At 41.5% G+C, this 25,955-nt stretch carries 20 protein-coding genes and 2 tRNA genes; 17 read left to right on the forward strand and 5 right to left on the reverse strand.

Features of this window, described 5'->3' with window-relative positions:
* The first annotated feature begins 7 nt into the window (after positions 1–7).
* Entirely contained in the window at positions 8–3,226 is a 3,219-nt protein-coding gene (carB, locus tag Q0V26_RS00375) for a carbamoyl-phosphate synthase large subunit (protein ID WP_297474664.1), read from the forward strand.
* A gap of 98 nt (positions 3,227–3,324) precedes the next feature.
* On the opposite strand, the gene dacB is transcribed toward carB, so the two are convergent.
* Together dacB and Q0V26_RS00385 are read right to left on the reverse strand one after the other, a co-directional pair.
* Entirely contained in the window at positions 3,325–4,728 is a 1,404-nt protein-coding gene (gene dacB / locus Q0V26_RS00380) for a serine-type D-Ala-D-Ala carboxypeptidase (RefSeq protein ID WP_297474666.1), read from the reverse strand.
* Between the two features lie 153 nt (positions 4,729–4,881).
* On the reverse strand, positions 4,882–5,946 hold the full coding sequence (locus Q0V26_RS00385) for a porin (RefSeq protein ID WP_297474668.1): 1,065 nt from the start codon (positions 5,944–5,946) through the stop codon (positions 4,882–4,884).
* Positions 5,947–6,532: 586 nt separating this feature from the next.
* On the opposite strand from Q0V26_RS00385, the gene greA reads away from it, so the two are divergent.
* Complete coding sequence (gene greA, locus Q0V26_RS00390) at positions 6,533–7,006, forward strand: transcription elongation factor GreA (RefSeq protein ID WP_297474670.1); 474 nt, start codon at positions 6,533–6,535, stop codon at positions 7,004–7,006.
* 146 nt (positions 7,007–7,152) lie between these two features.
* Here greA and yhbY read toward each other — a convergent pair whose 3' ends face one another.
* The gene (yhbY, locus tag Q0V26_RS00395) at positions 7,153–7,449 is read right to left on the reverse strand and encodes a ribosome assembly RNA-binding protein YhbY (protein WP_080158459.1); all 297 of its coding nucleotides are present in this window, start codon (positions 7,447–7,449) and stop codon (positions 7,153–7,155) included.
* A 213-nt stretch (positions 7,450–7,662) separates the two neighbouring features.
* Here yhbY and rlmE point away from each other — a divergent pair, with 213 nt between their 5' ends.
* The 15 genes from rlmE (at position 7,663) to nlpI (ending at position 23,882) form a co-directional block, all read left to right on the forward strand.
* The gene (gene rlmE / locus Q0V26_RS00400; protein WP_297474673.1) at positions 7,663–8,292 is read left to right on the forward strand and encodes a 23S rRNA (uridine(2552)-2'-O)-methyltransferase RlmE; all 630 of its coding nucleotides are present in this window, start codon (positions 7,663–7,665) and stop codon (positions 8,290–8,292) included.
* A gap of 49 nt (positions 8,293–8,341) precedes the next feature.
* Positions 8,342–10,285, forward strand: coding sequence for an ATP-dependent zinc metalloprotease FtsH (gene ftsH, locus Q0V26_RS00405; protein WP_297474849.1), 1,944 nt, complete (start codon positions 8,342–8,344; stop codon positions 10,283–10,285).
* A 69-nt stretch (positions 10,286–10,354) separates the two neighbouring features.
* On the forward strand, positions 10,355–11,200 hold the full coding sequence (gene folP / locus Q0V26_RS00410) for a dihydropteroate synthase (RefSeq protein WP_297474675.1): 846 nt from the start codon (positions 10,355–10,357) through the stop codon (positions 11,198–11,200).
* A gap of 88 nt (positions 11,201–11,288) precedes the next feature.
* Complete coding sequence (gene glmM, locus Q0V26_RS00415) at positions 11,289–12,626, forward strand: phosphoglucosamine mutase (RefSeq protein WP_297474677.1); 1,338 nt, start codon at positions 11,289–11,291, stop codon at positions 12,624–12,626.
* Between the two features lie 267 nt (positions 12,627–12,893).
* Positions 12,894–13,286, forward strand: coding sequence for a preprotein translocase subunit SecG (gene secG / locus Q0V26_RS00420; protein WP_297474679.1), 393 nt, complete (start codon positions 12,894–12,896; stop codon positions 13,284–13,286).
* Positions 13,287–13,297: 11 nt separating this feature from the next.
* Positions 13,298–13,382: transfer RNA gene (locus Q0V26_RS00425), tRNA-Leu, on the forward strand.
* Between the two features lie 57 nt (positions 13,383–13,439).
* Positions 13,440–13,516 (forward strand) — tRNA-Met (locus tag Q0V26_RS00430).
* A gap of 188 nt (positions 13,517–13,704) precedes the next feature.
* Positions 13,705–14,160 carry a ribosome maturation factor RimP gene (gene rimP / locus Q0V26_RS00435; RefSeq protein ID WP_297474681.1) on the forward strand — a complete coding sequence of 152 codons (456 nt, stop codon included), beginning with the start codon at positions 13,705–13,707 and terminating at the stop codon, positions 14,158–14,160.
* 22 nt (positions 14,161–14,182) lie between these two features.
* Positions 14,183–15,670: a transcription termination factor NusA gene (nusA, locus tag Q0V26_RS00440; RefSeq protein WP_297474683.1), complete on the forward strand. Its 1,488-nt coding sequence runs from the start codon at positions 14,183–14,185 to the stop codon at positions 15,668–15,670.
* 29 nt (positions 15,671–15,699) lie between these two features.
* On the forward strand, positions 15,700–18,432 hold the full coding sequence (gene infB / locus Q0V26_RS00445; RefSeq protein ID WP_297474685.1) for a translation initiation factor IF-2: 2,733 nt from the start codon (positions 15,700–15,702) through the stop codon (positions 18,430–18,432).
* Positions 18,433–18,530: 98 nt separating this feature from the next.
* Positions 18,531–18,932 carry a 30S ribosome-binding factor RbfA gene (gene rbfA / locus Q0V26_RS00450; RefSeq protein ID WP_045027569.1) on the forward strand — a complete coding sequence of 134 codons (402 nt, stop codon included), beginning with the start codon at positions 18,531–18,533 and terminating at the stop codon, positions 18,930–18,932.
* A gap of 2 nt (positions 18,933–18,934) precedes the next feature.
* Positions 18,935–19,882 carry a tRNA pseudouridine(55) synthase TruB gene (gene truB / locus Q0V26_RS00455; protein ID WP_297474692.1) on the forward strand — a complete coding sequence of 316 codons (948 nt, stop codon included), beginning with the start codon at positions 18,935–18,937 and terminating at the stop codon, positions 19,880–19,882.
* A gap of 198 nt (positions 19,883–20,080) precedes the next feature.
* Positions 20,081–20,350 carry a 30S ribosomal protein S15 gene (rpsO, locus tag Q0V26_RS00460; RefSeq protein ID WP_006646210.1) on the forward strand — a complete coding sequence of 90 codons (270 nt, stop codon included), beginning with the start codon at positions 20,081–20,083 and terminating at the stop codon, positions 20,348–20,350.
* 387 nt (positions 20,351–20,737) lie between these two features.
* Positions 20,738–22,867, forward strand: a complete 2,130-nt coding sequence (gene pnp / locus Q0V26_RS00465) for a polyribonucleotide nucleotidyltransferase (protein WP_297474851.1) — start codon at positions 20,738–20,740, stop codon at positions 22,865–22,867.
* Between the two features lie 106 nt (positions 22,868–22,973).
* Positions 22,974–23,882: a lipoprotein NlpI gene (nlpI, locus tag Q0V26_RS00470; RefSeq protein ID WP_297474699.1), complete on the forward strand. Its 909-nt coding sequence runs from the start codon at positions 22,974–22,976 to the stop codon at positions 23,880–23,882.
* Between the two features lie 90 nt (positions 23,883–23,972).
* Here the strand turns inward: nlpI and Q0V26_RS00475 are convergent, their stop codons facing one another.
* A complete protein-coding gene (locus Q0V26_RS00475) occupies positions 23,973–24,848 on the reverse strand; it encodes a U32 family peptidase (RefSeq protein ID WP_297474700.1) in 876 nt (291 codons plus the stop codon).
* A gap of 9 nt (positions 24,849–24,857) precedes the next feature.
* On the reverse strand, positions 24,858–25,865 hold the full coding sequence (locus Q0V26_RS00480; RefSeq protein WP_297474702.1) for a peptidase U32 family protein: 1,008 nt from the start codon (positions 25,863–25,865) through the stop codon (positions 24,858–24,860).
* Positions 25,866–25,955: the final 90 nt, after the last annotated feature.

Here is a 25,955-nt window from a genome sequence, read left to right on the forward strand (position 1 = left end):
GTAAAAAATGCCAAAACGTACTGACATTAAAAGTGTATTAATCTTAGGTGCTGGTCCGATTGTTATCGGTCAAGCGTGTGAATTCGACTACTCTGGTGCACAAGCATGTAAAGCGCTGCGTGAAGAGGGTTACCGCGTTATTCTGGTTAACTCTAATCCTGCTACGATCATGACCGACCCTGATATGGCGGATGCTACATATATAGAACCTATTCACTGGGAAGTAGTACGCAAGATCATCGAAAAAGAACGTCCAGATGCAGTATTGCCTACGATGGGTGGCCAAACTGCGCTTAACTGTGCCTTAGATCTTGAAAAATACGGCGTATTAAAAGAATTTAATGTTGAAATGATTGGCGCAACAGCTGACGCAATTGATAAAGCTGAAAACCGCTCTCGTTTTGATAAAGCAATGAAGTCTATCGGTCTTGAGTGTCCTCGTGCTGATACTGCAACCACCATGGAAGAAGCGTATAAAGTGCTCGATATGGTAGGTTTCCCTTGTATTATTCGTCCGTCATTTACGATGGGGGGGACTGGTGGTGGCATTGCATATAATAAAGAAGAATTTGAAGAAATCTGTTCTCGCGGTCTAGATTTATCGCCAACAAGTGAATTGTTGATTGATGAATCACTGATTGGTTGGAAAGAATATGAGATGGAAGTGGTTCGTGATAAGAACGACAACTGTATCATCGTGTGTGCAATTGAAAACTTTGACCCGATGGGGATTCACACGGGTGATTCAATTACCGTTGCCCCTGCTCAAACCCTAACGGACAAAGAATACCAATTAATGCGTAACGCATCGCTAGCGGTATTACGTGAAATTGGTGTTGAAACAGGTGGTTCAAACGTACAGTTTGGTATCAATCCTGAAGATGGCCGTATGGTTATCATTGAGATGAACCCACGTGTATCACGTTCATCAGCATTGGCTTCTAAAGCGACGGGTTTTCCGATTGCTAAAATAGCGGCAAAACTGGCGATTGGTTTTACCCTTGATGAACTGATGAATGATATTACAGGCGGTGCAACCCCTGCGTCATTTGAACCGACTATCGATTATGTGGTAACGAAAATTCCACGTTTTAACTTTGAAAAGTTTGCGGGTGCGAATGACCGTCTGACAACTCAGATGAAGTCGGTGGGTGAAGTAATGGCGATTGGTCGTAACCAACAAGAGTCATTGCACAAAGCATTACGTGGCCTCGAAGTAGGTGCTAACGGTTTTGACGAGATGGTTGATCTTGAAGAACCTGATGCAATGAGCAAAATTCGTTATGAATTAAAAGCCGCGGGTGCTGAGCGTATTTGGTATATTGGTGATGCGTTCCGTGCGGGGATGTCTGTTGACGGTATCTTTAATCTAACCGGTATTGACCGTTGGTTCTTAGTTCAAATTGAAGATATCATTAAAGATGAAGCACGCGTTAAAGCCGCTGGTTTTGCAGGTTTAAATGAACAATCGTTACGTGCACTTAAGCGTAAGGGTTTTGCTGATGCACGTTTAGCTAAATTGCTTGGTGTTGCTGAAAGCGAAATTCGTAAACTGCGTGACCAATATAATATTCACCCAGTATACAAGCGTGTTGATACCTGTGCTGCAGAATTTTCATCAGACACGGCTTACATGTATTCATCATACGATGATGAATGTGAAGCAAATCCAACCACTAAAGAAAAGATCATGATTCTTGGCGGTGGCCCTAACCGTATCGGTCAAGGTATTGAATTTGATTACTGTTGTGTCCATGCATCACTAGCATTACGTGAAGATGGTTATGAAACTATCATGGTTAACTGTAACCCTGAGACGGTATCAACTGACTACGATACTTCTGACCGTTTATACTTTGAACCCGTCACTCTGGAAGATGTATTAGCGATTGCACGTGTTGAAAAACCTAAAGGTGTGATTGTTCAATACGGTGGTCAAACACCACTTAAACTTGCTCGCGCATTAGAAGCGGCAGGTGTGCCAATTATCGGTACTAGCCCTGATGCCATTGACCGCGCTGAAGATCGTGAACGTTTCCAGCAAGCTGTTGACCGTTTGGGTTTATTACAACCAGAAAACGCAACAGTTACGACGATGGAACAGGCGATTGAGAAATCAAAAATCATCGGTTTCCCGTTAGTTGTGCGCCCATCGTATGTACTTGGCGGTCGCGCAATGGAAATTGTATACGATGAGCAAGATTTACGTCGTTACTTTAATGAAGCTGTCAGCGTTTCAAACGAATCTCCTGTATTGCTTGACCGTTTCCTTGACGATGCTATTGAAGTTGATGTTGATGCGATTTGTGATGGTGAACAAGTTGTTATTGCTGGCATCATGGAGCACATTGAGCAAGCGGGTGTTCACTCTGGTGACTCAGCCTGTTCATTGCCAGCTTATACGCTGAGCAAAGAAATCCAAGACGTGATGCGTGAGCAAGTGAAGAACTTGGCGTTTGAACTTGGGGTTCGCGGGTTAATGAATACTCAGTTCGCCGTTAAAGATAACGAAGTTTACTTAATTGAAGTTAACCCTCGTGCTGCGCGTACAGTCCCCTTTGTATCAAAAGCAACTGGCGTACCTGTTGCAAAAATTGCAGCACGTGTAATGGCGGGGCAATCACTGCAATCACAAGGTTTTACGAAAGAAGTTATTCCACCGTATTACTCAGTAAAAGAAGTGGTATTACCGTTTAATAAATTCCCAGGAGTTGACCCATTGTTAGGCCCAGAAATGCGTTCAACAGGTGAAGTAATGGGTATTGGTAATACGTTTGCAGAAGCGTTTGCTAAAGCTGAACTAGGCTGTGGTAAAGAGTATCCATCATCAGGTCGTGCATTACTTTCTGTGCGCGAAGGGGATAAAAAACGAGTGGTTGATTTAGCCTCTAAGTTAATCAAACTTGGCTATCAACTAGATGCGACTCACGGTACAGCCGTTATTTTAGGCGAAGCGGGCATTAACCCTCGCTTAGTTAACAAGGTACATGAAGGTCGTCCTCATATTCTTGACCGTATTAAGAATAATGAATACACCTATATTGTGAATACTGCGGAAGGCCGTCAAGCGATTGAAGATTCTAAAGTTCTTCGTCGTAGTGCATTGGCTGAAAAAGTGAATTACACCACTACTTTGAACGCAGGTTTTGCGACTTGCTTGGCACACACTGCCGACGACCGCAATACAGTAACTTCTATTCAAGAACTGCATGCAATGATTAAGTAATCGTATTTCGGTACGATTGTTAATTGTAATAAAAAGCCGATCATGAAAATGATCGGCTTTTTTATTAGCGTATTAAACGACTACTATATTAATTTCAATCAGTAATTATCATATAGAGATGTATAGTATTGCTTTTCAAATTGATTGATTGGTGGTAATTCACTGCTTGTTAATTCAGCTTTTGTTGGATAGTAGTTAGTGACTAGCTGCACAAACAATAATGGGTGGCCTGATTTGGTTTTAATAATGCCTGCAAGGTTATAAGTACCAAATAACGATCCTGTTTTAGCCATTATATTATCTTTTAAAGGCGCAGTTTTAACACTCTTTCGGTATTGAAGGGTGCCACTTTTACCTGCAACGGGTAAGTCAGTGATTAATCCTAGTTTAGGGTGATGATAAATGTAAGTAAGCACTTCCATTAGATCATACGTATTTAGGCGATTATTGCGTGATAATCCTGAGCCATCAACCATGATGGTGTTAGATAAATCAATATTGGCTTTTTGTTTTAGAATTGCTTTAATAGCAGCAACACCATTGGTATAACTACCTGCTTGATTAAAGTATTTAGCGCCCATGGTTTTCGCTAAGTTATCAGCAAACAAATTATCAGAGCGTTTAAGCATAATATACAGCAGGGTGGTTAACGGTGCTGATTGATGAGTGGCAATAATCTTTCCTGTAATGGTGTCATTACGTAAAATTTTACCGTCTAAACGTATACCTGCACGTTTTAATTGCTGCTTAATAATTGCTGTTGAATATAACGTGGTATTTTGAACTGCAAACCGAAGTGGTAGTGGATCTTTCTTTGGTTGAATACAACCCGTGATATGGTAGTGGTTGCTATCATTTGCTTGTAATGATAATTCACAGAATTGTTCTTTTTGCTGAGCTTTCGTTACTACAATCGCATCATTTGTTGCCGTTACTGGCTGATGACTTGGAATATTTAAACGTGTTTTGGCACCAAAGGTCATATTTGAATATAACGCACCTTCAAAACAGTTATGTTCTAACGTAATACTGCTTGATGGCGCACTGTAGCATTGTGTCAGCATATCCCATGGTGAGCCAACGGCATGTTCAAAGCCTGTAAAATGACCACCATTAAGGTAAAGATTGCCTTTGATGGTGTTAGTACCTTGCTGTTTGAGTTGGCGCAGCAGATTAGCAATATCAGTGCTTTTTAATGTTGGATCACCATTAAAGTCTAAAATAACATTATTACCTTGAGTCTCAAGGTTGGTGCTGAAACGGAAGTCATTACCTAAATACAATTTAGCTGCTAGTGCGGTTAATAATTTTTGAGTGCTGGCTGGTGCTTGTAAATGGCTCGCTTGGTGCTGGTAGATGACTTTGTTGGTCGTTGGGTTAACAACTAATAGTGAAGCATCACTACCTGTCGGCAATTGCTTGAGGGCTTGCTGAGGCGAAAATGCAGCAAATGAAGGCATGCTTGTTAATAGCAAGGCGGAACAAATAAGTCGTTTAAGCATATCAGAGTACAATTGTATGAAGAGAATTAGTTACAATGATAGCTTTTTTAGGGGCTTTAGTAAAAATGTACCTGTGCTGTGTTCAGGTACGATTAAATAACAAAAAGCGCCGACCGAGGTCGACGCTTTTTAGTACGCTTTTAATTATTAAAATTAGAAGTCGTAACGAGCACCAAGAACAAATTGGTCAGAAGCTGCAACTTTACCAACTTCGTTCTTATCAAGCATGTTGAATGTGTAAGATGCATAAGTACGGAAGTTGCTGTTGAAGTAGTAAGTACCGTCAATCGCTACTGCGTTTGCTAATTCGTCGTAAGCACCGCTTGTGTTACGCTCATCTTTCATGAAGCCGTAAGTAGTAGTGAATACTGTTTTACCCATAGTATATGCTGCTGCGAATTCATAACCTTGTGAGTCAGTTAGATCGCCATTTACTAAGTTAGTTGCATCACGGTGACCGTACTTGTAAAGACCGCCGAAGTATAAGTCGCCAATAGTGTAAGATGCAACTGCGAAAGTTTGCTTAGATGTTTGGTTTTGAAGATCATTTGCAGCAGTTTGATCTTTTTGTTGAGCATAACCAACACCAAGGGCAAGGCCTGTATCGCCTACTTTGTATTTAGCAGCAGTAGAGAAACCAGATTGGTCTGTTTTCTTACCCGCAGCATTGTATGCCGCACCATCAAATACGTAGTTTGCTCTGAAAGTAAGGTTGTTGAATTCACCAACATAAGAAAGGTTGTTTGAAGCGCGGTCAGATACTGCTAGTTTAGTACCACCAACAACAGAACCCGCATATGCCATGATATCAGTGAAATCAGTTAGCATAGCTAATGAGCCGTCAGCCTTACCGTAAACGATTTGGCCGTACTGGTCACTGTTTACACCAGCATATAAGTAACGAGTTTCTTCAGGGACATTGTCACTGTCGCTACCAAATTCTTTTTCTACAAAACCAATACCTTGTACGCCATCAGCAATTTGTGTTTTTGCATCAATGTTTACACGAACACGTGAGATGTCGGTTACATCGTTGGTTGTTTGCTGTGAAAGAACCGGTGCTGTTTCATTTTTTGCATTATCAGAAAGTAGTGCACGAGCTTCTACACGGCCGCCGATAGCTAGGCTAGAAGTGTCGTCTGAATAAACTGTTGCTGCTGATACTGCACCAGAGAAAGTCGCTGCAGCTACTGCTAGAGCAATTAGGTTCTTGTTCATTGCCGAATCCTTTATATATGGTTTTTTATAGGTTGCATTTCGATGCTGAATGCTATGGCGTTCTTTTTACTTGTGTCATTGATAATATGTTAGTAAAAAAAACTGAAAAATAGTTTGTGTGTGGCTTTTTTAGTTTTTTTTACGTTATTGTTTTCTTATTAATCAATGTGTTATTATAATAAGTAAAAGTTCTAATTATTTTTTATATTTTAGTTCTATTTAGGTATTAATATATTTTTTATTCTTAAAATAATTATTTTTATTTTTAATAGTGTGATTTGACGCTCTTTTTAATGTTGATTATGTAAGGTTCCTTTTTTGTATTTAGAGATATAAAAACGGTAGTAAGTAATCACTGACTGTTGTTGGTGTTAATTCTTGCTGCTGAATATTTGACTTGCGGTATAAATAATTAGTCAATAAATAACAGTTAAATACGGATTATCATTTATCAATGATGATCTCTGGGTCATCTTTGTTTAAAATAAACCAAATCATTTTTATCCTGTCAGGCTAGCACAATGTTAGGCTGACACTATTTACCTGAAATTGGCGAGCGCTATCAGGTTACAGAGGCTATTTATTTATGGAAAAAGTACCAATGACTGTTCGCGGTGAGCAGAAGCTACTAAAAGAACTTGATGTGTTATTGAAGCGTCGTCCGCTGATCTCTCAAGCTATTGCTGAAGCTCGCGAACTTGGTGACTTAAAGGAAAACGCTGAGTACCATGCTGCACGTGAAGAACAGGGTATTTGTGAAGCACAAATTCGTGATATTGAATATAAATTATCAGTGGCACAAGTTATTGATGTAACAACATTAGCCAACACAGGTAAAGTTATTTTTGGTACAACTATCAAGCTATTAGATTTAGATAGTGATAAAGAAATGACGTATTGTATCGTGGGTGATGATGAAGCAGATATTAAGCAAAACTTGATTTCAATAAATTCACCGATTGCACGCGGTTTAATTGGTAAGTTGGTTGGTGACGAAGTTCAAATTACGACCCCTGGTGGTTTAAAAGAGTTTGAAATCATGGATGTACAATACATTTAATAATTAGTTACTGTTTGTCGTAATTTAAAAGATAGACTATTGTCTGACAAATAAGCGCTAACTTATTAATAAAAGGTAAATTTGTCGTTAGCAAAAAGAATTTATTGCCAACGACAGCAATAAAAAAGGCCGCTAGGCGGCCTTTTTTATTTGCGAGGAAGTTCGATTTTACGATCTTCGCTTGGGCGGTAAATCACTAATGTTTTACCAATCACTTGTACTTTTTCCGCTTTAGTTTCGCGAATAATAGCATCAACGATTAATAGTTTAGTTTCACGATCTTCAGACGCTACTTTTACTTTAATCAGTTCGTGATGGTTAAGAGCAAGGTCGATTTCGGCTAATACTGCTTCAGTAAGACCATTCGCACCCATAAGAACAACGGGTTTTAGGTTGTGAGCTAGACCTTTTAAAAATTGCTTTTGTTTTGTGCTTAGATTCATGATGACTCTATTTTTTTGGTTACAAGGGTTGAAAACGCGACATTCTACCGCCATCTACTCTAGAAGACTAATTTGTTTAATAGATGATAGTCGGAAAATTTACAGTGATTATGTTGCACTGCACATTTTTAGGACGCAATCTAGTAAATTAGGTGCGATAAAAGTCTTTAGCCGACGTATACTTACTAAGTATGGCAACGCATTAGGTTTAGCATGAGTAGAAAAAAACAATCCGCTAGCTCCGGCCGGTGGTTAAAAGAACATTTTGACGATAAATATGTACAAGAAGCACAAAAACGAGGTTATCGTTCTCGTGCTTTCTTTAAAATTGAAGAAATTCAAAATAAAGATAAATTATTAAAATCAGGCATGACTGTGGTTGACCTTGGTGCTGCACCTGGTGGTTGGTCACAGTATGCGGCTGAAATTGTAGGTGATGATGGACAGGTCATCGCTTGTGATATATTACCTATGGATTCACTTCCTGGGGTTAGCTTTCTTCAAGGTGATTTTCGCGAAGAAGCAGTATTAGATGCTTTATTGACACGCATTAAGCCAGAAATGGTCGATGTGGTAATGTCTGATATGGCACCTAATATGAGTGGTAATCTTGCATCCGACCAACCTCGAGCTATGTACCTTGTTGAACTTGCATTAGATATGTGTCGACAAGTACTTGCACCGAATGGCAGTTTTACGGTAAAAGTTTTCCAAGGTGAAGGCTTTGACCAATATCTCGCTGATATTCGTAGCATGTTTAAAGTGGTCAAAATTCGTAAACCAGATTCCTCGCGAGATCGTTCGCGTGAAGTCTATATTGTGGCTACAGGTTACAAACTGTAGTAATCTACATTCATCTTTTAGTTATCGCGAGGTTAACACCTTGAGTGACATGGCAAAAAACTTGATTTTATGGCTGGTCATTGCTGTTGTTCTTATGTCTGTATTCCAGAGTTTCGGAACCAATAGTAATAGTACCAAAGGCCAAGTCGATTATACGACATTTGTCCGTCAAATCGGTCAGGATCAGATAAAGGAAGTACGATTCAATGATCGTGAAATCACTGTAACCAAACGTGATAATGCGAGCTATGTAACATACTTACCTGTTGCAAATGATCCAAAGCTGTTAGACGATTTAATTAACGCAAACGTAGCTGTTGCGGGCACACCACCTGAAGAGCCAAGCCTTTTAGCTTCAATCTTTATTTCGTGGTTTCCAATGTTGCTATTAATTGGTGTTTGGATCTTCTTTATGCGTCAGATGCAGGGCGGTGGTGGCAAAGGTGCCATGTCGTTCGGTAAATCTAAAGCACGTATGATGGGTGAAGATCAAATCAAAACAACTTTTGCTGATGTAGCTGGTTGTGATGAAGCCAAAGAAGACGTTAAAGAATTGGTTGATTACTTACGTGATCCAAGCCGTTTCCAAAAGCTAGGTGGTAAAATCCCAACAGGTGTGTTGATGGTTGGTCCTCCTGGTACGGGTAAAACTTTATTAGCAAAAGCGATTGCTGGTGAAGCTAAAGTACCGTTCTTTACTATCTCTGGTTCTGACTTTGTTGAAATGTTTGTCGGTGTGGGTGCATCCCGTGTCCGTGATATGTTTGAACAAGCGAAGAAAGCAGCGCCTTGTATTATCTTTATCGATGAAATCGATGCTGTAGGTCGTCAACGTGGTGCTGGTGTTGGTGGTGGTCATGATGAACGTGAACAAACACTAAACCAAATGCTGGTTGAAATGGATGGCTTTGAAGGTAATGAAGGTATTATCGTTATTGCCGCAACTAACCGTCCCGATGTACTTGACCCAGCTTTACTTCGTCCTGGCCGTTTCGACCGCCAAGTTGTTGTTGGTCTTCCAGATGTACGTGGTCGTGAGCAGATTCTTAAAGTTCACATGCGTAAAGTACCGCTAGACGGTGATGTGAATCCATCATTGATTGCTCGTGGTACACCAGGTTTCTCTGGTGCCGATCTTGCAAACCTTGTTAACGAAGCTGCGTTGTTTGCCGCTCGTGGTGATAAGCGCACTGTTTCAATGGTTGAATTTGAACTAGCAAAAGATAAAATCATGATGGGCGCTGAGCGTAAGTCGATGGTGATGTCTGAAGATCAGAAAGCATCAACGGCATACCATGAAGCAGGTCACGCAATTATTGGTCGCTTAGTACCGGATCACGATCCAGTGTACAAAGTATCCATTATTCCACGTGGTCGTGCGTTAGGTGTGACAATGTACTTACCTGAACAAGATCGTGTAAGTCACTCTCGTGAATTCTTAGAATCTATGATTTCAAGCCTTTACGGTGGTCGTCTGGCTGAAGAGCTTATCTATGGTCGTGAGAAAGTATCAACAGGTGCATCAAACGATATTGAACGCGCTACTGATATTGCACGTAAGATGGTGACTCAGTGGGGCTTCTCTGACAAGTTAGGTCCATTATTGTACGCAGAAGACGAAGGCGAAGTATTTCTTGGTCGTTCAGTAACACAAAGTAAGCATATGTCTGATGACACAGCGAAGCTTATTGATACTGAAGTTCGTATTCTAATTGATCGTAACTACCAACGTGCACGTCAGATTTTGGTTGATAATATGGATATCATGCATGCAATGAAAGATGCATTGATGAAATATGAAACCATTGACGCAGGTCAGATTGATGACTTAATGGAACGTAAAGCTGAAATTCGAGCTCCAAAAGGCTGGACTGATGATGGTGATACGTTACGAAATGCACCAGAAACTGAACTTGCTCCTGATGAGCCTGTAGGCGACGGTATTGATGCACTATCTGAGAAAGATGATACAGATAGTAAGCCTCAAGCATAATTGCTAAGTGAATAGAAAACCCTGACTTAGGTCGGGGTTTTTTTTTGTTAAAATTTACGGAGTCATAATATGCAATTAATCAGTAAAAGTAAGACCCTTGATCTTACAACGCCTCAAGTGATGGGGATTGTTAATATTACGCCAGACTCCTTTTCTGATGGTGGTAAATACCATCAGTTAGATCATGCTTTACATCATGTAGAAGCAATGATTGAGGCCGGAACGGCAATCATTGATATTGGTGGTGAATCGACACGACCAGGGGCGGCTGATGTTAATGTTGAGACAGAATTGGCTCGTGTTATTCCTGTGATAGAGGCGATTCGACAACGGTTTGATTGTTGGATTTCAATTGATACCAGTAAAGCGCAAGTGATGACTGAAGCGGTTAATGTGGGGGCTGATTTAATTAATGATGTTCGCGCATTACAAGATTTAGGTGCATTAGACGCTGCGGCACAAGCAAATGTTCCTATATGCTTGATGCATATGCAAGGCCAACCGCGTACAATGCAGTCCGATCCAAATTATGACGATTTGATTGTAGACGTTAATCAATTTTTTATTGAACGGATTCAAGCTTGTGAGCAGAATGGAATTGCTCGTCAACAGCTTATATTAGATCCTGGCTTTGGATTTGGTAAAACGATGGCACATAATTATCAATTATTAGCACAACTTGAACAATTTCATCAGTTTGGTTTGCCTTTATTAGCGGGGATGTCTCGTAAGTCAATGATTTCAAAATTATTGAATAAGCCACCTATTGATTGTGTTGCGGGAAGTTTAGCCTGTGCGACGATTGCTGCAATGAAAGGCGCACAGATAATTCGCGTTCATGACGTACAAGAGACAATTGATGTTATTAAAATCTGTAATATAGTGATGAATCATTCTAAATTAATGCAGATATAACCTTATTTACAGTGAATGATTGTAACGGAAGAAAGCACAGAGCTAATTACAATCAAATATACTTATAAAAGAAAGCTAGGAGCGTAGAATGGCTGAACGTAAGTTCTTTGGTACTGATGGTATTCGTGGTTTGGTTGGTGAAGGCCCGATTACACCTGAGTTTGTAATGAAACTAGGGTGGGCTGCTGGTCGTGTGTTATCACAAACGGGCACTAAAAAAGTATTAATCGGTAAAGATACTCGAATTTCAGGTTACATGTTGGAGTCTGCATTAGAAGCAGGTCTTGCCGCTGCAGGTTTAAAAGCAGCTTTTACCGGTCCTATGCCAACGCCGGCTGTAGCTTATTTAACTCGCACGTTCCGCGCTGAAGCGGGTATTGTGATTTCTGCGTCACACAACCCTTATCACGATAACGGCATTAAGTTCTTTTCTGCGCAAGGTACAAAACTACCTGATGCTGTTGAAGCGGCGATTGAAGCTGAAATGGAAAAACCATTAACATGTGTTGAGTCTGCATTACTGGGTAAAGCTTACCGTATTGATGATGCAGCTGGCCGTTATATTGAGTTCTGTAAAGGCACATTCCCTAATCATTTAAGCCTTGAAGGCTTTAAGATTGTTGTCGATTGTGCGCATGGTGCAACTTACCATATTGCGCCTAAAGTTTTCGCTGAATTAGGGGCTGAAATTATTACTATTGGTTGCGAGCCTAACGGTATCAATATTAATGATAAAGTAGGTGCAACTGATGTCGCAGCATTACAAGCTAAAGTATTAGCAGAAAAAGCTGACTTTGGTATTGCCCTTGATGGCGATGGTGACCGTGTGATCATGGTTGATGAGTTAGGTAATAAAGTTGATGGCGATCAGATTGCTTATATTATTGCTCGTGACGCATTACGTTGTGGTGAACTAAAAGGTGGCGTAGTTGGTACATTAATGACCAATATGGGTATGGAAGTTGCACTTAAAAATCTGGGGATTCCTTTTGTTCGTGCAAAAGTCGGTGACCGTTATGTAATGGAAGAGCTGGTTAAAAATAACTGGTTAATTGGCGCTGAAAATTCAGGTCACGTTATTTTACTTGATAAAGTAACAACCGGTGACGGCATTGTTGCGGGTCTACAAGTCATGGCTTCTATTGTATCTAGCAAAATGAGCTTAAAAGAGCTGAGTGATGGTATGACAATGTTCCCACAAGTGCTCGAAAATGTTCGCTTTAAAGGTGAGAGTGACCCATTACAATCACAAGCGGTTATTGCGGCAACACAAGCGGTTGAACAAAAATTAGGTGATAATGGTCGCGTATTATTACGTAAATCAGGTACTGAGCCATTGATTCGTGTTATGGTAGAAGGCCAAAATGCAATTGATGTTAAGCAATATGCATTAGATATTGCAACAGCAGTAAAAGAAAACTGCTAAGTGCAATTGTTGATAACGGCTTAATTATTTAAGCGTTAATCAATAAAGGTGGAGGCTGACTAATAAAATAGAGTCAGCCTTTTTATTTTGATGATTTTGTTTTTGGCTAAATGTTGTGCAAGTGGTTCGGAATATTCACTTTTTAAGTAAATATTACTTGTCACTGCTACAGGGTTTCGCTAGTATTCATTCGCTCTCTAGATAAGAGGAATGCGCTGGCACTGCTAAAGCAAAGTCGGTATAGCAATTTTACCATAGGTGGAACCCATGTACGAAATTCTACTTGTGATTTATCTTGTCGCTGCGCTTGGTGTTATTGGCCTAGTAATGATTCAACAAGGTAAAGGCGCAGATATGGGAGCTTCATTCGGGGCTGGTGCATCAGGAACTTTGTTCGGCTCTAGCGGCTCAGGAAACTTTCTAACTCGAATGACAACACTTTGTGCAATTATTTTCTTTGCGATTAGTCTTGTACTTGGCAACATCAGTACTAAGAAATCAACAGAGACAAGTGGTTGGGATGACCTTTCGGCTCCTGTTACAACACAAACTGTTGAACAACCAAAGACTGTAGTTACTACTGAAAACGTAGCTGCCGCAGCAAAAACGACTGAGAACACAGCTGAGACAACACCAGCAATAAGTGAAAAATCTCAGTAAGTAAAGATTTAGCCGAGATGGTGGAATTGGTAGACACGCTAGCATGAGGTGCTAGTGCCGCAAGGTGTAGGGGTTCAAGTCCCCTTCTCGGCACCATTATACTGGTTACTTGTAATAGTAACATCTGAACGGTATACTCTGTTCAGAATCGGACGCGGGGTGGAGCAGTTTGGTAGCTCGTCGGGCTCATAACCCGAAGGTCGTTGGTTCAAATCCGGCCCCCGCAACCACTTTCCTGAAAATAGACTATTCTTATTTTTGAATGTTTGTTTTCTTACTGAGACTCTTGCTTGCATGATCTTAGTAATCAGGGTCCAGTAATAAAAAACCCCGTATTCGGGGTTTTTTATTATCTGAAACATGACCATTCAGGTATTTACTGGGCTTTATGCCCTTTTTTTGTTTCCGGGGGGTTGTCTTGACAGCTTTAGAGACACAATTAACCGACTTACTTGAGCCTTCAGTTCAAGCTATTGGCTTTGAACTTGTTGGTTTAGAGTTTATCCGTGCTGGTGAGCACTCTACACTTCGCGTGTTTATTGACCATGAAAATGGTATTAATGTAGACGGTTGTGCTGAGGTTAGCCGCCAGATTAGTGCAGTAATGGATGTTGAAGATCCTATTACTGTCGCTTACCACCTAGAAGTGTCTTCCCCTGGATTGGAAAGACCACTCTTCAAAGCTGAACATTACCAACAATTTATTGGTCATGAAGTTAGCTTAGTATTAAAAATGGCGATGGGTAACCGTCGTAAGTGGAAAGGTGACATTGTCGCTGTTGAAGGCGAACTGATCACACTTAACGTAGATGGCAATGACGAGTCCTTTGCACTGAGCAATATCTCCAAGGCCAACCTAGTTCCAAAATTCTAACCGCTAAATTGGGGCATTAGAAATGAACAAAGAAATTTTGGCTGTCGTAGAAGCGGTATCCAACGAAAAAGCTGTTCCTCGTGAGCGTATTTTTGAAGCGCTTGAAATTGCATTAGCGACAGCAACTAAAAAGAAACACGAAGCAGAAATTGAAGTTCGTGTTGTTATCGATCGTAAAACAGGTGAATTCGAAACTTTCCGTCGTTGGAAAGCAGTAGAAGAGGTAACTCAACCAACACTTGAAATTACGTTAGAAGCGGCACAATATGAAGATCCAACAATCGCTGTAGGCGATTATGTTGAAGATGATATTGAATCTGTAACGTTTGACCGTATTACAACACAAACAGCGAAGCAAGTTATCGTACAAAAAGTACGTGAAGCTGAGCGTGAGCAAATTGTGGCACAATTTATTGACAACGAAGGTGAACTAATCACTGGTATTGTTAAAAAAGTAAATCGTGACGCAGTAATCATCGACTTGGGTAGCAACGCAGAAGCTGTTATTCAACGTGATGACCAACTTCCTCGTGAAAACTTCCGTCCAGGCGACCGTGTTCGTGGTCTATTGTACAAAGTTGCACCTGAAGCTCGTGGTTTTCAGTTATTCATGACGCGTTCTAAGCCAGAAATGCTATCTGAGCTATTCCGTATTGAAGTGCCAGAAATGGGCGAAGAACTGATTGAACTTATGGGCGCAGCTCGTGATGCTGGTTCTCGTGCAAAAATCGCAGTAAAAACTAACGATAAGCGTATTGATCCAGTAGGTGCGTGTGTTGGTATGCGTGGTGCACGTGTTCAAGCTGTTTCTAGTGAGCTTGGCGGTGAGCGTATTGATATCGTATTGTGGGATGAAAATGCTGCACAATATGTGATCAATGCAATGGCTCCAGCGGAAGTTGATTCAATCATTGTTGATGAAGACAACCACACTATGGATATTGCTGTACAGAAAGATAATCTGGCACAAGCAATTGGTCGTAATGGTCAAAACGTACGTTTAGCATCACAGCTTACTGGCTGGGAACTAAACGTCATGACAGTTGAAGACTTACAGAAAAAACACCAAGCAGAAGCACAAGCATCAATTGAAGTGTTTACTAAGCACCTTGATATTGATGAAGACTTCGCAACTGTATTGGTGGAAGAAGGCTTTACTACACTAGAAGAAATTGCTTACGTTCCACTAAGTGAATTAATGGATGTTGATGGCCTTGATGAAGAGACCATTGAGCAATTACGTAGCCGCGCAAAAGCAGCATTGACTACATTAGCGCTTGCTAAAGAAGAAACGCTTGATGGTGTTGAACCTGCAGAAGATTTATTAAGTCTGGAAGGTCTTGAGCGCGAGTTAGCGTTTAAGTTTGCAGCTAAAGGTATTTGTACGCTTGAAGATCTTGCTGATCAAGGAACTGATGACTTGACCGACATTGAAGGCGTAGACGATGCAAAAGCGGGTGAGCTAATTATGGCTGCACGTAATATTTGCTGGTTCAGCGACGAAGCGTAATCAAAAAAATAAAGCAAGGGAGGAGCATTATGTCAGAGGTTACAGTTAAAACATTGGCGGAAGAAATTGGTACGCCAATTGACCGTTTACTTCAACAGCTTTCAGATGCCGGGATTGCTAAGAATGTTGATGAAAATGTAAGCCAAACCGAAAAACAGGCGTTACTTAATCATCTCCAAAAGGAGCATGGCAGTGACGGCAATACTGACGGCGCTCCAACTCGTCTGACTCTGCAGCGCAAGACACGTAGTACATTAAGTGTCTCTGGCAACGGTGGTAAGAGCAAAAATGTTCAAGTAGAAGTGCGTAAAAAGCGTACCTATGTGAAACGTTCAGCACTTGAGGATGAACAACGTGCAGCAGAAGATGCTGTTAAGCGTGAAGCAGAAGCTGATGCGCAACGTGAAGCTGATACGATTGCTCACCAAGCCGCAGAAGAAGCAGCGAAACGTAAGGCAGAGGAAGCTGCATTACGTCAAGCTGAAGAGCAGCGTAAGGCAACAGAAACTGCTGAGCGCGAAGCAGAACAGAAATTGAAGCGTGCCGCTGAGGATAAAGCGAATCGTACCGAACAGGATAAGCGTAAAGCTGACGAAAAAGCTAAGCGCACCGTCGTTGACAGACAGGCTAAGTTAGATGCTGAAGTACTACAGCGTCGTCTGGAAGAGGAAGCCAAGCGAAAAGCCGAAGAAGAAAGTCAGCGTCAGCTAGAAGAGGCTCGCAAAATGGCAGAACAGAACGAGAAAAACGGGGTAAAACCTGAACAAGCAGTAAGTATGGAAAAATCTGATTACCATACAACGACATCTACATATGCTCGTGCTGCAGAAGACGAACAAGACCGCAAAGAAGAAACTTCTCGCCGTCGTAAAAAGAAAAAACCAGCGGCTAAGCAAGACGAACGTGGTGGCCGTGGCGGTCGTAACCAACGTGGTCGCGGTAAGCCACAAATGAACAAACCTGCTTCAATGCAACATGGCTTTGATAAAACAGCACTTGTTGCTAAGCAAGATGTTGTTATCGGTGAAACGATTACCGTTGCTGAGCTAGCGAACAAAATGTCTGTTAAAGGCGTTGAAGTTATTAAGGTAATGATGAAGATGGGCGCTATGGCGACTATCAATCAAGTTATCGACCAAGAAACAGCATCACTTGTTGCTGAAGAAATGGGTCACAAAGTTATTCTACGTAAAGAAAACGAGCTTGAAGAAGCTGTGCTTTCTGACCGTAATGCAGACGACCTACTGAAAGTTTCTCGTGCACCTGTTGTTACTATCATGGGTCACGTTGACCACGGTAAAACATCAACACTTGATTACATTCGTAAAGCACACGTAGCTTCAGGCGAAGCTGGTGGTATTACACAGCATATCGGTGCTTACCATGTTGAAACTGAAAACGGCATGATCACGTTCCTTGATACTCCTGGACACGCAGCGTTTACTGCTATGCGTGCTCGTGGTGCTCAAGCGACTGATATCGTTGTACTTGTAGTTGCAGCAGACGATGGCGTAATGCCACAAACAATCGAAGCTATTCAGCACGCAAAAGCAGCTGGCGTACCTTTGATCGTTGCGGTAAACAAGATCGATAAAGAAGACGCAAACCCAGACAACGTGAAGAATGAGTTAGCTCAATACGACGTTATGCCTGAAGAGTGGGGCGGTGAGAACATGTTTGTTCACATCTCTGCGAAACAAGGTACTAACATCGATGGTCTACTAGAAGCAATTCTACTTCAGTCAGAAATTCTTGAGCTAACAGCAGTTGAAGAAGGCATGGCATCTGGCGTAGTTATCGAATCACGTCTTGATAAAGGCCGTGGTCCAGTAGCAACCGTACTTGTTCAAGAAGGTACATTGCGTAAAGGCGATATCGTTCTTTGTGGCCTAATGCATGGTCGTATTCGTGCAATGCGCAACGAGCAAGGTCAAGAAATTGAATCAGCAGGTCCATCTATTCCTGTTGAGATCCTTGGTCTTTCTGGTGTTCCATCATCAGGTGACGAAGCGACTGTTGTACGTGATGAGCGTAAAGCACGTGAAGTTGCACTTTACCGTCAAGGTAAATTCCGTGATATTAAACTAGCGCGTCAACAAAAATCTAAACTAGAAAACATGTTTGCTAACATGGAAGCTGGTGAAGTTGCTGAGCTAAACGTTGTGCTTAAAGCTGACGTTCAAGGTTCTGTTGAAGCAATTGCTGACTCACTACGTAAACTTTCAACTGATGAAGTTAAAGTTAACATTGTAGGTTCAGGTGTTGGTGCAATCACTGAAACTGATGCAGTACTTGCAGCAGCTTCTAACGCTATCGTACTTGGTTTCAACGTTCGTGCTGATACGTCTGCGCGTCAGACAATCGAAAATGAAAACCTAGACTTACGTTACTACTCAATCATCTACCAACTAATCGACGAAGTTAAAGCGGCGATGGGCGGTATGTTGGCTCCTGAGTTTAAGCAAGAGATCATTGGTCTTGCTGAAGTACGTGACGTATTTAAGTCACCTAAGATCGGCGCAATCGCTGGTTGTATGGTTACTGAAGGTACTATCAAGCGTAACAACCCTATTCGTGTTCTACGTGAAAACGTAGTTATCTACGAAGGTGAGCTTGAGTCACTACGTCGCTTTAAAGATGACGTGCCTGAAGTTAAGAACGGTTACGAGTGTGGTATCGGCGTTAAGAACTACAACGACGTTCGCGTTGGTGACCAGATCGAAGTATTCGAAATTATTGAAATCCAACGTACACTTGACTAATAGTCAGTGTAGCTAGTTGTTTTTCAACATGATAATGATAATGGGGAGCTTCGGCTCCCCATTCTTTCAAGAGCATTATTCTTAGAGAGAGCAAGAAAATGGCAAAAGAATTTAGCCGTACCCAACGTGTAGCACAACAGCTACAAAAAGAATTAGCTGTAATTTTACAGCGTGAGATCAAAGATCCTGCGATTGCAATGACTACTATTTCAAGTGTTGATGTGTCGCGTGATATGAACTACGCCAAAATTTATGTAACGTTTTTCCCAATTGGTGAGCAAACTGCTGAAGGTAGTTTAGAAGCATTACGTGAAATGGCACCTTACATCCGTTCACTACTAGGTAAAGAAATTCGCCTACGTGTAACACCTGAACTTAACTTCATTTTCGATCAATCGTTAACTGAAGGTATGCGTATTTCAAACCTAGTATCTAAAGCGGTACGTGACGATGAAGATCGTCGTGGTGATGAAGACGAAGTAGAAAAAGGCGAGGAGTAAACATGGCACGTCGTCGTAAAGGTCGTCCAATTAACGGTGTGATCTTGGTTGATAAACCAACAGGCATTAGTTCTAACGATACCCTGCAAAAAGTGAAACGTATCTTTTTTGCACAAAAAGCGGGCCATACTGGTGCGCTTGATCCTTTAGCGACGGGCATGTTACCGCTTTGTTTTGGTGAAGCGACCAAGTTTTCACAATTTTTATTAGATTCAGATAAGCGTTATCGTGTGATCGCCAAATTAGGCGAGCGTACTGATACCTCTGATTCTGATGGTGAAGTGGTTGAAACCCGTGCTGTTAATGTTGAACGCGATCAGCTTGAAGCGTGTATCGATAGCTTTCGTGGTACGACTGATCAAATTCCATCGATGTACTCAGCATTAAAGTATCAAGGTCGTAAATTATATGAATACGCGCGTGAAGGAATTTCTATTCCTCGTGAATCGCGTAAGATTACCGTGTATTCAGTTGAGTTACTGCGCTTTGATAACAACGAAGTTGAAATGGAACTGCATGTGTCAAAAGGCACATACATTCGTACTATTGTTGATGATCTTGGTGAAATGCTAGGTTGTGGCGCTCATGTGACTTACTTACGTCGTACAGGCGTATCTAACTTTCCTTATGAGCGTATGGTAACGATTGAGCAGCTACAGGCGATGCTTGACCAAGCTATAGCGGATGAAATTGAACCCGGTACAGTATTAGATGCATTATTATTGCCAACTGATACTGCGGTACAAGATTTACCAGCAGTAAATATTACAGCAGAAGCGGCTGTGCATGTACTACATGGTAATCCTGTTGCTGCCGAGGTTGTTCCCGCTGAAGGCACTTTAGTGCGTATTACCGTTGGGGGTACTGCTGAGTTTATTGGTGTTGGTACCATTGATGCAAAAGGCATGTTGGCACCAAAACGAGTAATGGCAAACGAACAAGAACAATAATGATACCAGCCGATCGCTCGTTATTATGCACACGAAATCATCATGATTATTGTGTGTGAGTTGCTTGAGATTAAAAATAAAACTGGTTAATTATTCGCTTGTAGTTAGTTCCGCTGATCAGTATAATCCGCGGCTTGGGTGTCGGCTGAATCAGAGATTGGCGGCACAAATTAAAACATCTTGTATTAGGAATGAGTTATGTCTCTGAATGCAGAAACTAAAGCAGCAATCGTTGCAGATTACGCACAATGTGAAAATGATACTGGTTCTCCTGAAGTTCAGGTTGCACTTTTAACAGCGCAAATCAACCACCTTCAAGGTCACTTTGCTAACCACAAACATGACCACCACAGCCGTCGCGGTTTACTACGCATGGTTTCTCGTCGTCGTAAGCTTCTAGATTACCTAAAAGGTAAAAACCTAGATCGTTACCAAGACTTGATCAAGCGTCTAGGCCTACGTCGCTAAGATTGCTTTAAGAAAGGAGCCCTAGGCTCCTTTCTTTTTATCTGCTCTTTTTATTATAGATACCGCTATTATTGATACGTCCCCCTGTCATCTTTCGTAATTTCGTCTACTATCTGTACCGGAGTTAAGCTCAAGTTTGTTGTATGAATGCTTACGCAGAGATATGATGGGTGTCGAGTAAATAACTGCATATTTCCACTTGTTATGACTTTGCGAGTCGTTTTCCTCGACCTTCAGGTCGCGGCTAATAAAAGTTTTTCTTTATTATAAGAACTTTCATTAGTCGCGATACGTAAATCATTACAAAAGTGGACATCATTACATGACGCTTATGTTTGTGTTGGTTATAATTAGCCTGCAAATAGAAAGTGGAATATATTTAAGGAAATTCACGTGAATCCTATCGTAAAGACTTTCCAGTACGGTAACCACACGGTTACTCTAGAGACTGGTGTTATAGCACGTCAAGCGACTGCTGCAGTAATGGTTAGCATGGACGACACTTCAGTGTTCGTTTCTGTTGTTGGTAAGAAAACAGCAGTAGAAGGCCAAGACTTCTTCCCGCTAACAGTAAACTACCAAGAGCGTACATACGCTGCAGGTAAAATCCCTGGTGGTTTCTTCAAGCGTGAAGGCCGTCCTTCTGAAGGCGAAACACTGACTGCACGTCTAATCGACCGTCCAATCCGTCCGTTATTCCCTGATGATTTTAAAAACGAAGTTCAAGTTATTGCAACAGTGGTTTCTGTAAACCCTGCTGTTAACCCTGATATGGTTACAATGATTGGTACTTCTGCAGCTCTTGCTATTTCTGGTATTCCATTCAATGGTCCTATCGGTGCGGCACGTGTTGGTTACATTAACGATCAATTCGTTCTTAACCCAAGCAATGAAGAGCTAGAAGCAAGCCGTCTTGATCTTGTTGTTGCTGGTACTAAAGACGCTGTGCTAATGGTTGAATCAGAAGCTGATCGTCTATCTGAAGAGCAAATGTTACAAGCTGTTGTATTTGGTCATGACCAACAACAAGTTGTTATCAATGCAATCAACGAGTTTGCTGCTGAAGTTGCAACTCCTGCTTGGGATTGGGCTGCGCCTGCAGAAAACACAGTACTTAAAACTAAGATCGCTGAGTTAGCTGAAGCTAAGCTGGTTGAAGCTTACCAAATCACTGAAAAAATGGCGCGTTACGATCGCATCCACGAGATTGCTGCTGAAGTAAACGACGCGATTTTTGCTGAAGATGTTGATGCAAACGCAAAAGAAATCCACACTATCTTCCACGATCTAGAGAAGACAGTTGTACGTGGCCGCATCATTGCAGGTCTTCCACGTATCGATGGTCGTGAAAAAGACATGGTTCGTGCGCTAGACGTACGTACTGGTGTACTTCCACGTACGCACGGTTCTTCACTGTTTACTCGTGGTGAAACACAAGCACTTGTTACGGCAACGCTTGGTACACAACGTGATGCTCAAATCATTGATAGCATCATGGGTGAGAAGAAAGATCACTTCCTTCTTCACTACAACTTCCCTCCATACTGTGTAGGTGAAACTGGTTTCGTTGGTTCGCCTAAGCGTCGTGAAATTGGTCACGGTAAGTTGGCGAAGCGTGGTATTGCTGCAGTAATGCCATCTGTTGACGAATTCCCATACACAGTACGTGTAGTATCAGAAATCACTGAATCTAACGGTTCATCTTCAATGGCTTCTGTATGTGGTACTTCACTAGCACTTATGGATGCTGGTGTGCCAATCAAATCATCTGTTGCGGGTATCGCAATGGGTCTTGTGAAAGAAGGCGATGATTTCGTTGTTCTTTCTGACATCCTTGGTGACGAAGATCACCTAGGTGACATGGACTTTAAAGTAGCGGGTACTGACGACGGTATCACAGCACTTCAGATGGATATCAAGATCGAAGGTATCACTAAAGAGATCATGGAAATTGCACTTAACCAAGCTAAAGGCGCGCGTAAGCACATCCTTAGCGTAATGGATAATGCAATCAATGCTCCTCGTGAAGATATCTCTCAGTTTGCTCCTCGCATTCACATGATGAAGATCAACCCTGAGAAGATCAAAGATGTTATCGGTAAAGGTGGTGCAGTTATCCGCGCACTTACTGAAGAAACTGGTACTACTATCGAAATCGAAGATGATGGTACAGTGAAGATCGCTGCGACTGAAGGTACTGCTGCACAAGAAGCAATCCGTCGTATCGAAGAAATCACTGCTGACGTTGAAGTTGGCCGTGTTTACACTGGTAAAGTAATGCGTATCGTTGATTTCGGTGCGTTTGTATCAGTTATCGGTACTAAAGAAGGTCTAGTTCACATTTCTCAAATCTCACAAGATCGTGTAGAGAAAGTGTCTGATTACCTACAGATGGGTCAAGAAGTTCAAGTTAAAGTACTTGAAATTGACCGTCAAGGCCGTATCCGTCTAAGCATGAAAGAAGCAGTAGAAGCGCCAGCCGCAGCTCCTGCACAAGACGAACAGCCACAAGGCTAAGCGTTTTGCTAATATCATGATATAAAGGGGCTTAATAGCCCCTTTTTTTTGATCTAAATATTGTCATAGACGCTGGATCGTCATTAATGTCACAGGGAGAACTGAGTTGATAATACGTCATATTCGATATGCTGTAATTGCTACTGCACTGGTTATCAGTGGATGTTCAACAGCACCAACCCAATGGACTCAGCCTCCGATGGCTGTCCCTTATCAAGCTACTTTTCAACAACAGATTCAGTTGGCACGGATTGAACAAATATTACAACAACCCAATATTCCGCCAACAACACTAGCCACTATTTATTATGATCGTGGTTTGTTGCATGACAGTTTAGGTCTACGTGATTTGGCGCGACTTGATTTTAATAAGTCACTCACGATTAATCCAAACCAGCCGGATTTATTTAATGTGGCAGGAGTGCTTTTTACTCAAATGGGCATGTTTGATTCTGCTTATGAATCGTTTGATTCAACGTTAGATTTAGCCCCTGAGCATCCTTACGCCCACCGAAATCGTGGTATAGCGCTTTATTATGGCGAACGTTATACACTTGCAAATGAAGATTTATTACCTCATTACCTGCTTAATATAAATGATCCTTACCGTGTTATTTGGTTATACATTAATGATTTGAAATATACGCCAGAGCAAGCTAGAACCTTACTTCAACAACGTTATGCGGTCAGTGATAAAAGAGATTGGGGTTGGCAGATCGTTAGAATGTATCTTGGTGAGATCACTGAAGAGCAGTTCTTAACCGAGATTGCCGAGCAGAGTAAAGATAATCAACAATTAGCACTGCGACTGACGGAAGGGTATTTTTATTTAGCACAGACCTATCAAAATAAACAAGATTATCCAACGGCGGTGATGTTATATAAGCTTGCTTTAGCGGGAAATGTGTATGAATTTGTTGAACATCGATTCTCTATATTAGAGCTAAATCGTATTTTTACAGCAGAAGAAAATGCAGCCGCGGCGTCTTCTTCGCCAAGTGCATCAGTGAAATAATGTCGATAAAAATAGCCGCTATCATCAGCGGCTATTTTTTATTCTTTTCGAACCTCGAACCTCGAACCTCGAACCTCGAACCTCGAACCTTTAGCGAATATCCAATCCGGCTAGATTATGCCAATAGCCATTACATTGATGCCCATCCGTAAGCGGATGACGAATCGTACCTTGTTCATTAGCACGGAAGTCATCAATCAATGTCAGCGTGTCTAACCCCATTGGGCTTAATCGCACCACATCGACCATGTCTTTCATACCTTTCAAATCATTAATCAAGTTATAACAGTAACCCGATTGAGTTTGAATGCCATTAAGCGTAAAGATTTTTTGATCTTCTTGGCTATTAACTGTGATCCCTCGCGGGTATTTAATACAGCAAGTTTCGCAATCATCTTTGGCTTTATTTTCAGCACGAGCAGTAAAGCAGCGGGCAGAATAAGCTAATGGTAGATAGCCATAACTAAAGACCTCGGTTTCAAATTGTTGGCGGATCCCCAGTTTTTCACATTCGGTTAGCGTATTACTTAACCAATCACGAGACAGTTCTACCGGCATACACCAGCGAGTCATGCCTTGTTTAACAAACAGTTGTAGCGTTTGGGCGTTATAGCAATTAACGGCGGGTCCAACCACAAACGGAACTTTGTTTTGTGAAGCTAACTGAATAGCAGATACATCGTTAGCTTCTACAATAAAGTCGCCATTATCGATATATTTTTTCATGATGTTAACTTCGCTAGGGGCTTCTAGCAATGCCATGGTTGATAGCACGACTTGCTTACCATTGGTGGCAAGATCTTTTGCAATATCAATCCATTGTGCCGCTTTAAGTGCGCGACGCTTAGAGCATACTGTTTCCCCTAAATAAATAATATCAACGTTGCTATGCTTTGCTTGTTGATAGAAGGTTTCAACATCATGCTGAGGCCAGAAGTAAAGCAATGGCCCAAGTGAATATTTCATAATGATCCCTTATTGCCATTTACGGTGGTATGCACCTAATGTTGTTTGTTTGCCTTCTGACAGATTACCTAAACATGCATTCCATGCTGGATTAACACTGTAACCTTCAGGATTAGCCAAATAGTGATCAATCGCCGCGCGCCAAGTTCTAGTCACTTGTTCAACATACGCGGGGCTACGTTGGCGACCTTCAATTTTGACTGAGGCGATATTGGCTTTAAATAGTTCAGGTAAAATATCAAGCGTGTTAAGACTAGTTGGTTCTTCAAGCGCATGATAACGCTTTTGTTCACCATCGATATTAATATCAAAACGGCCTTTACAGAGCGTCGGATAACCGGCGTTTTCGCCTTGAGTATAGCGATCAATTAATATTTCATTTAAGCGCGATTCTAACCCTTGTGGCGTTTCTTGCCAGCGTACATACTTTGCGGGTGAACAAGCCCCAACAGTATTTGGCGATTCACCTGTCATGTATGAGGATAAATAACAGCGGCCTTCTGACATAATACATAAGCTACCAAACGCAAACACTTCTAACTGCATGTCGGTATTACGCGCTAATTGTTTTACCTGATGCATGGACAATACTCGCGGTAACACCACGCGTTTAATATTGAAATTCTGTTTATAGTAATCAATCGCGGCAGTGTTAGTCGCTGATGCTTGAACAGAGAGGTGTAATTCTAAATCAGGGTAAGTTGTTGCGGCATATTCAAGTACGCCAATGTCAGCCACAATCAGCGCATCAACACCCATTGCCGCCGCATTATCAACCGCTTTTGCCCAACGATTAAAGCCATCAGGATGAGCAAAGGTATTTAAAGCAACATGCAATTTACGATCATGATCTTTAACATACTGCACTGCTTTTTCTAGTTTGCGCTCAGTGAAGTTTAAACCAGCAAAGTGGCGGGCGTTAGTATCGTCTTTAAAACCGATATAAACCGCATCCGCACCATTATCAATGGCGGTTTTTAATGCTGGAAGATTACCAGCAGGGCAAAGAAGCTCCATGTTATTTAATTATCCAATCTTTGCGTAAAAACAATAGCTTCATAGTAGAAGTGTTTAGGAATTCGAATCTTGATGCGAGGCAGGTTTTGT

The organism is uncultured Photobacterium sp. (assembly GCF_947039875.1).
Classification (GTDB): domain Bacteria; phylum Pseudomonadota; class Gammaproteobacteria; order Enterobacterales; family Vibrionaceae; genus Photobacterium.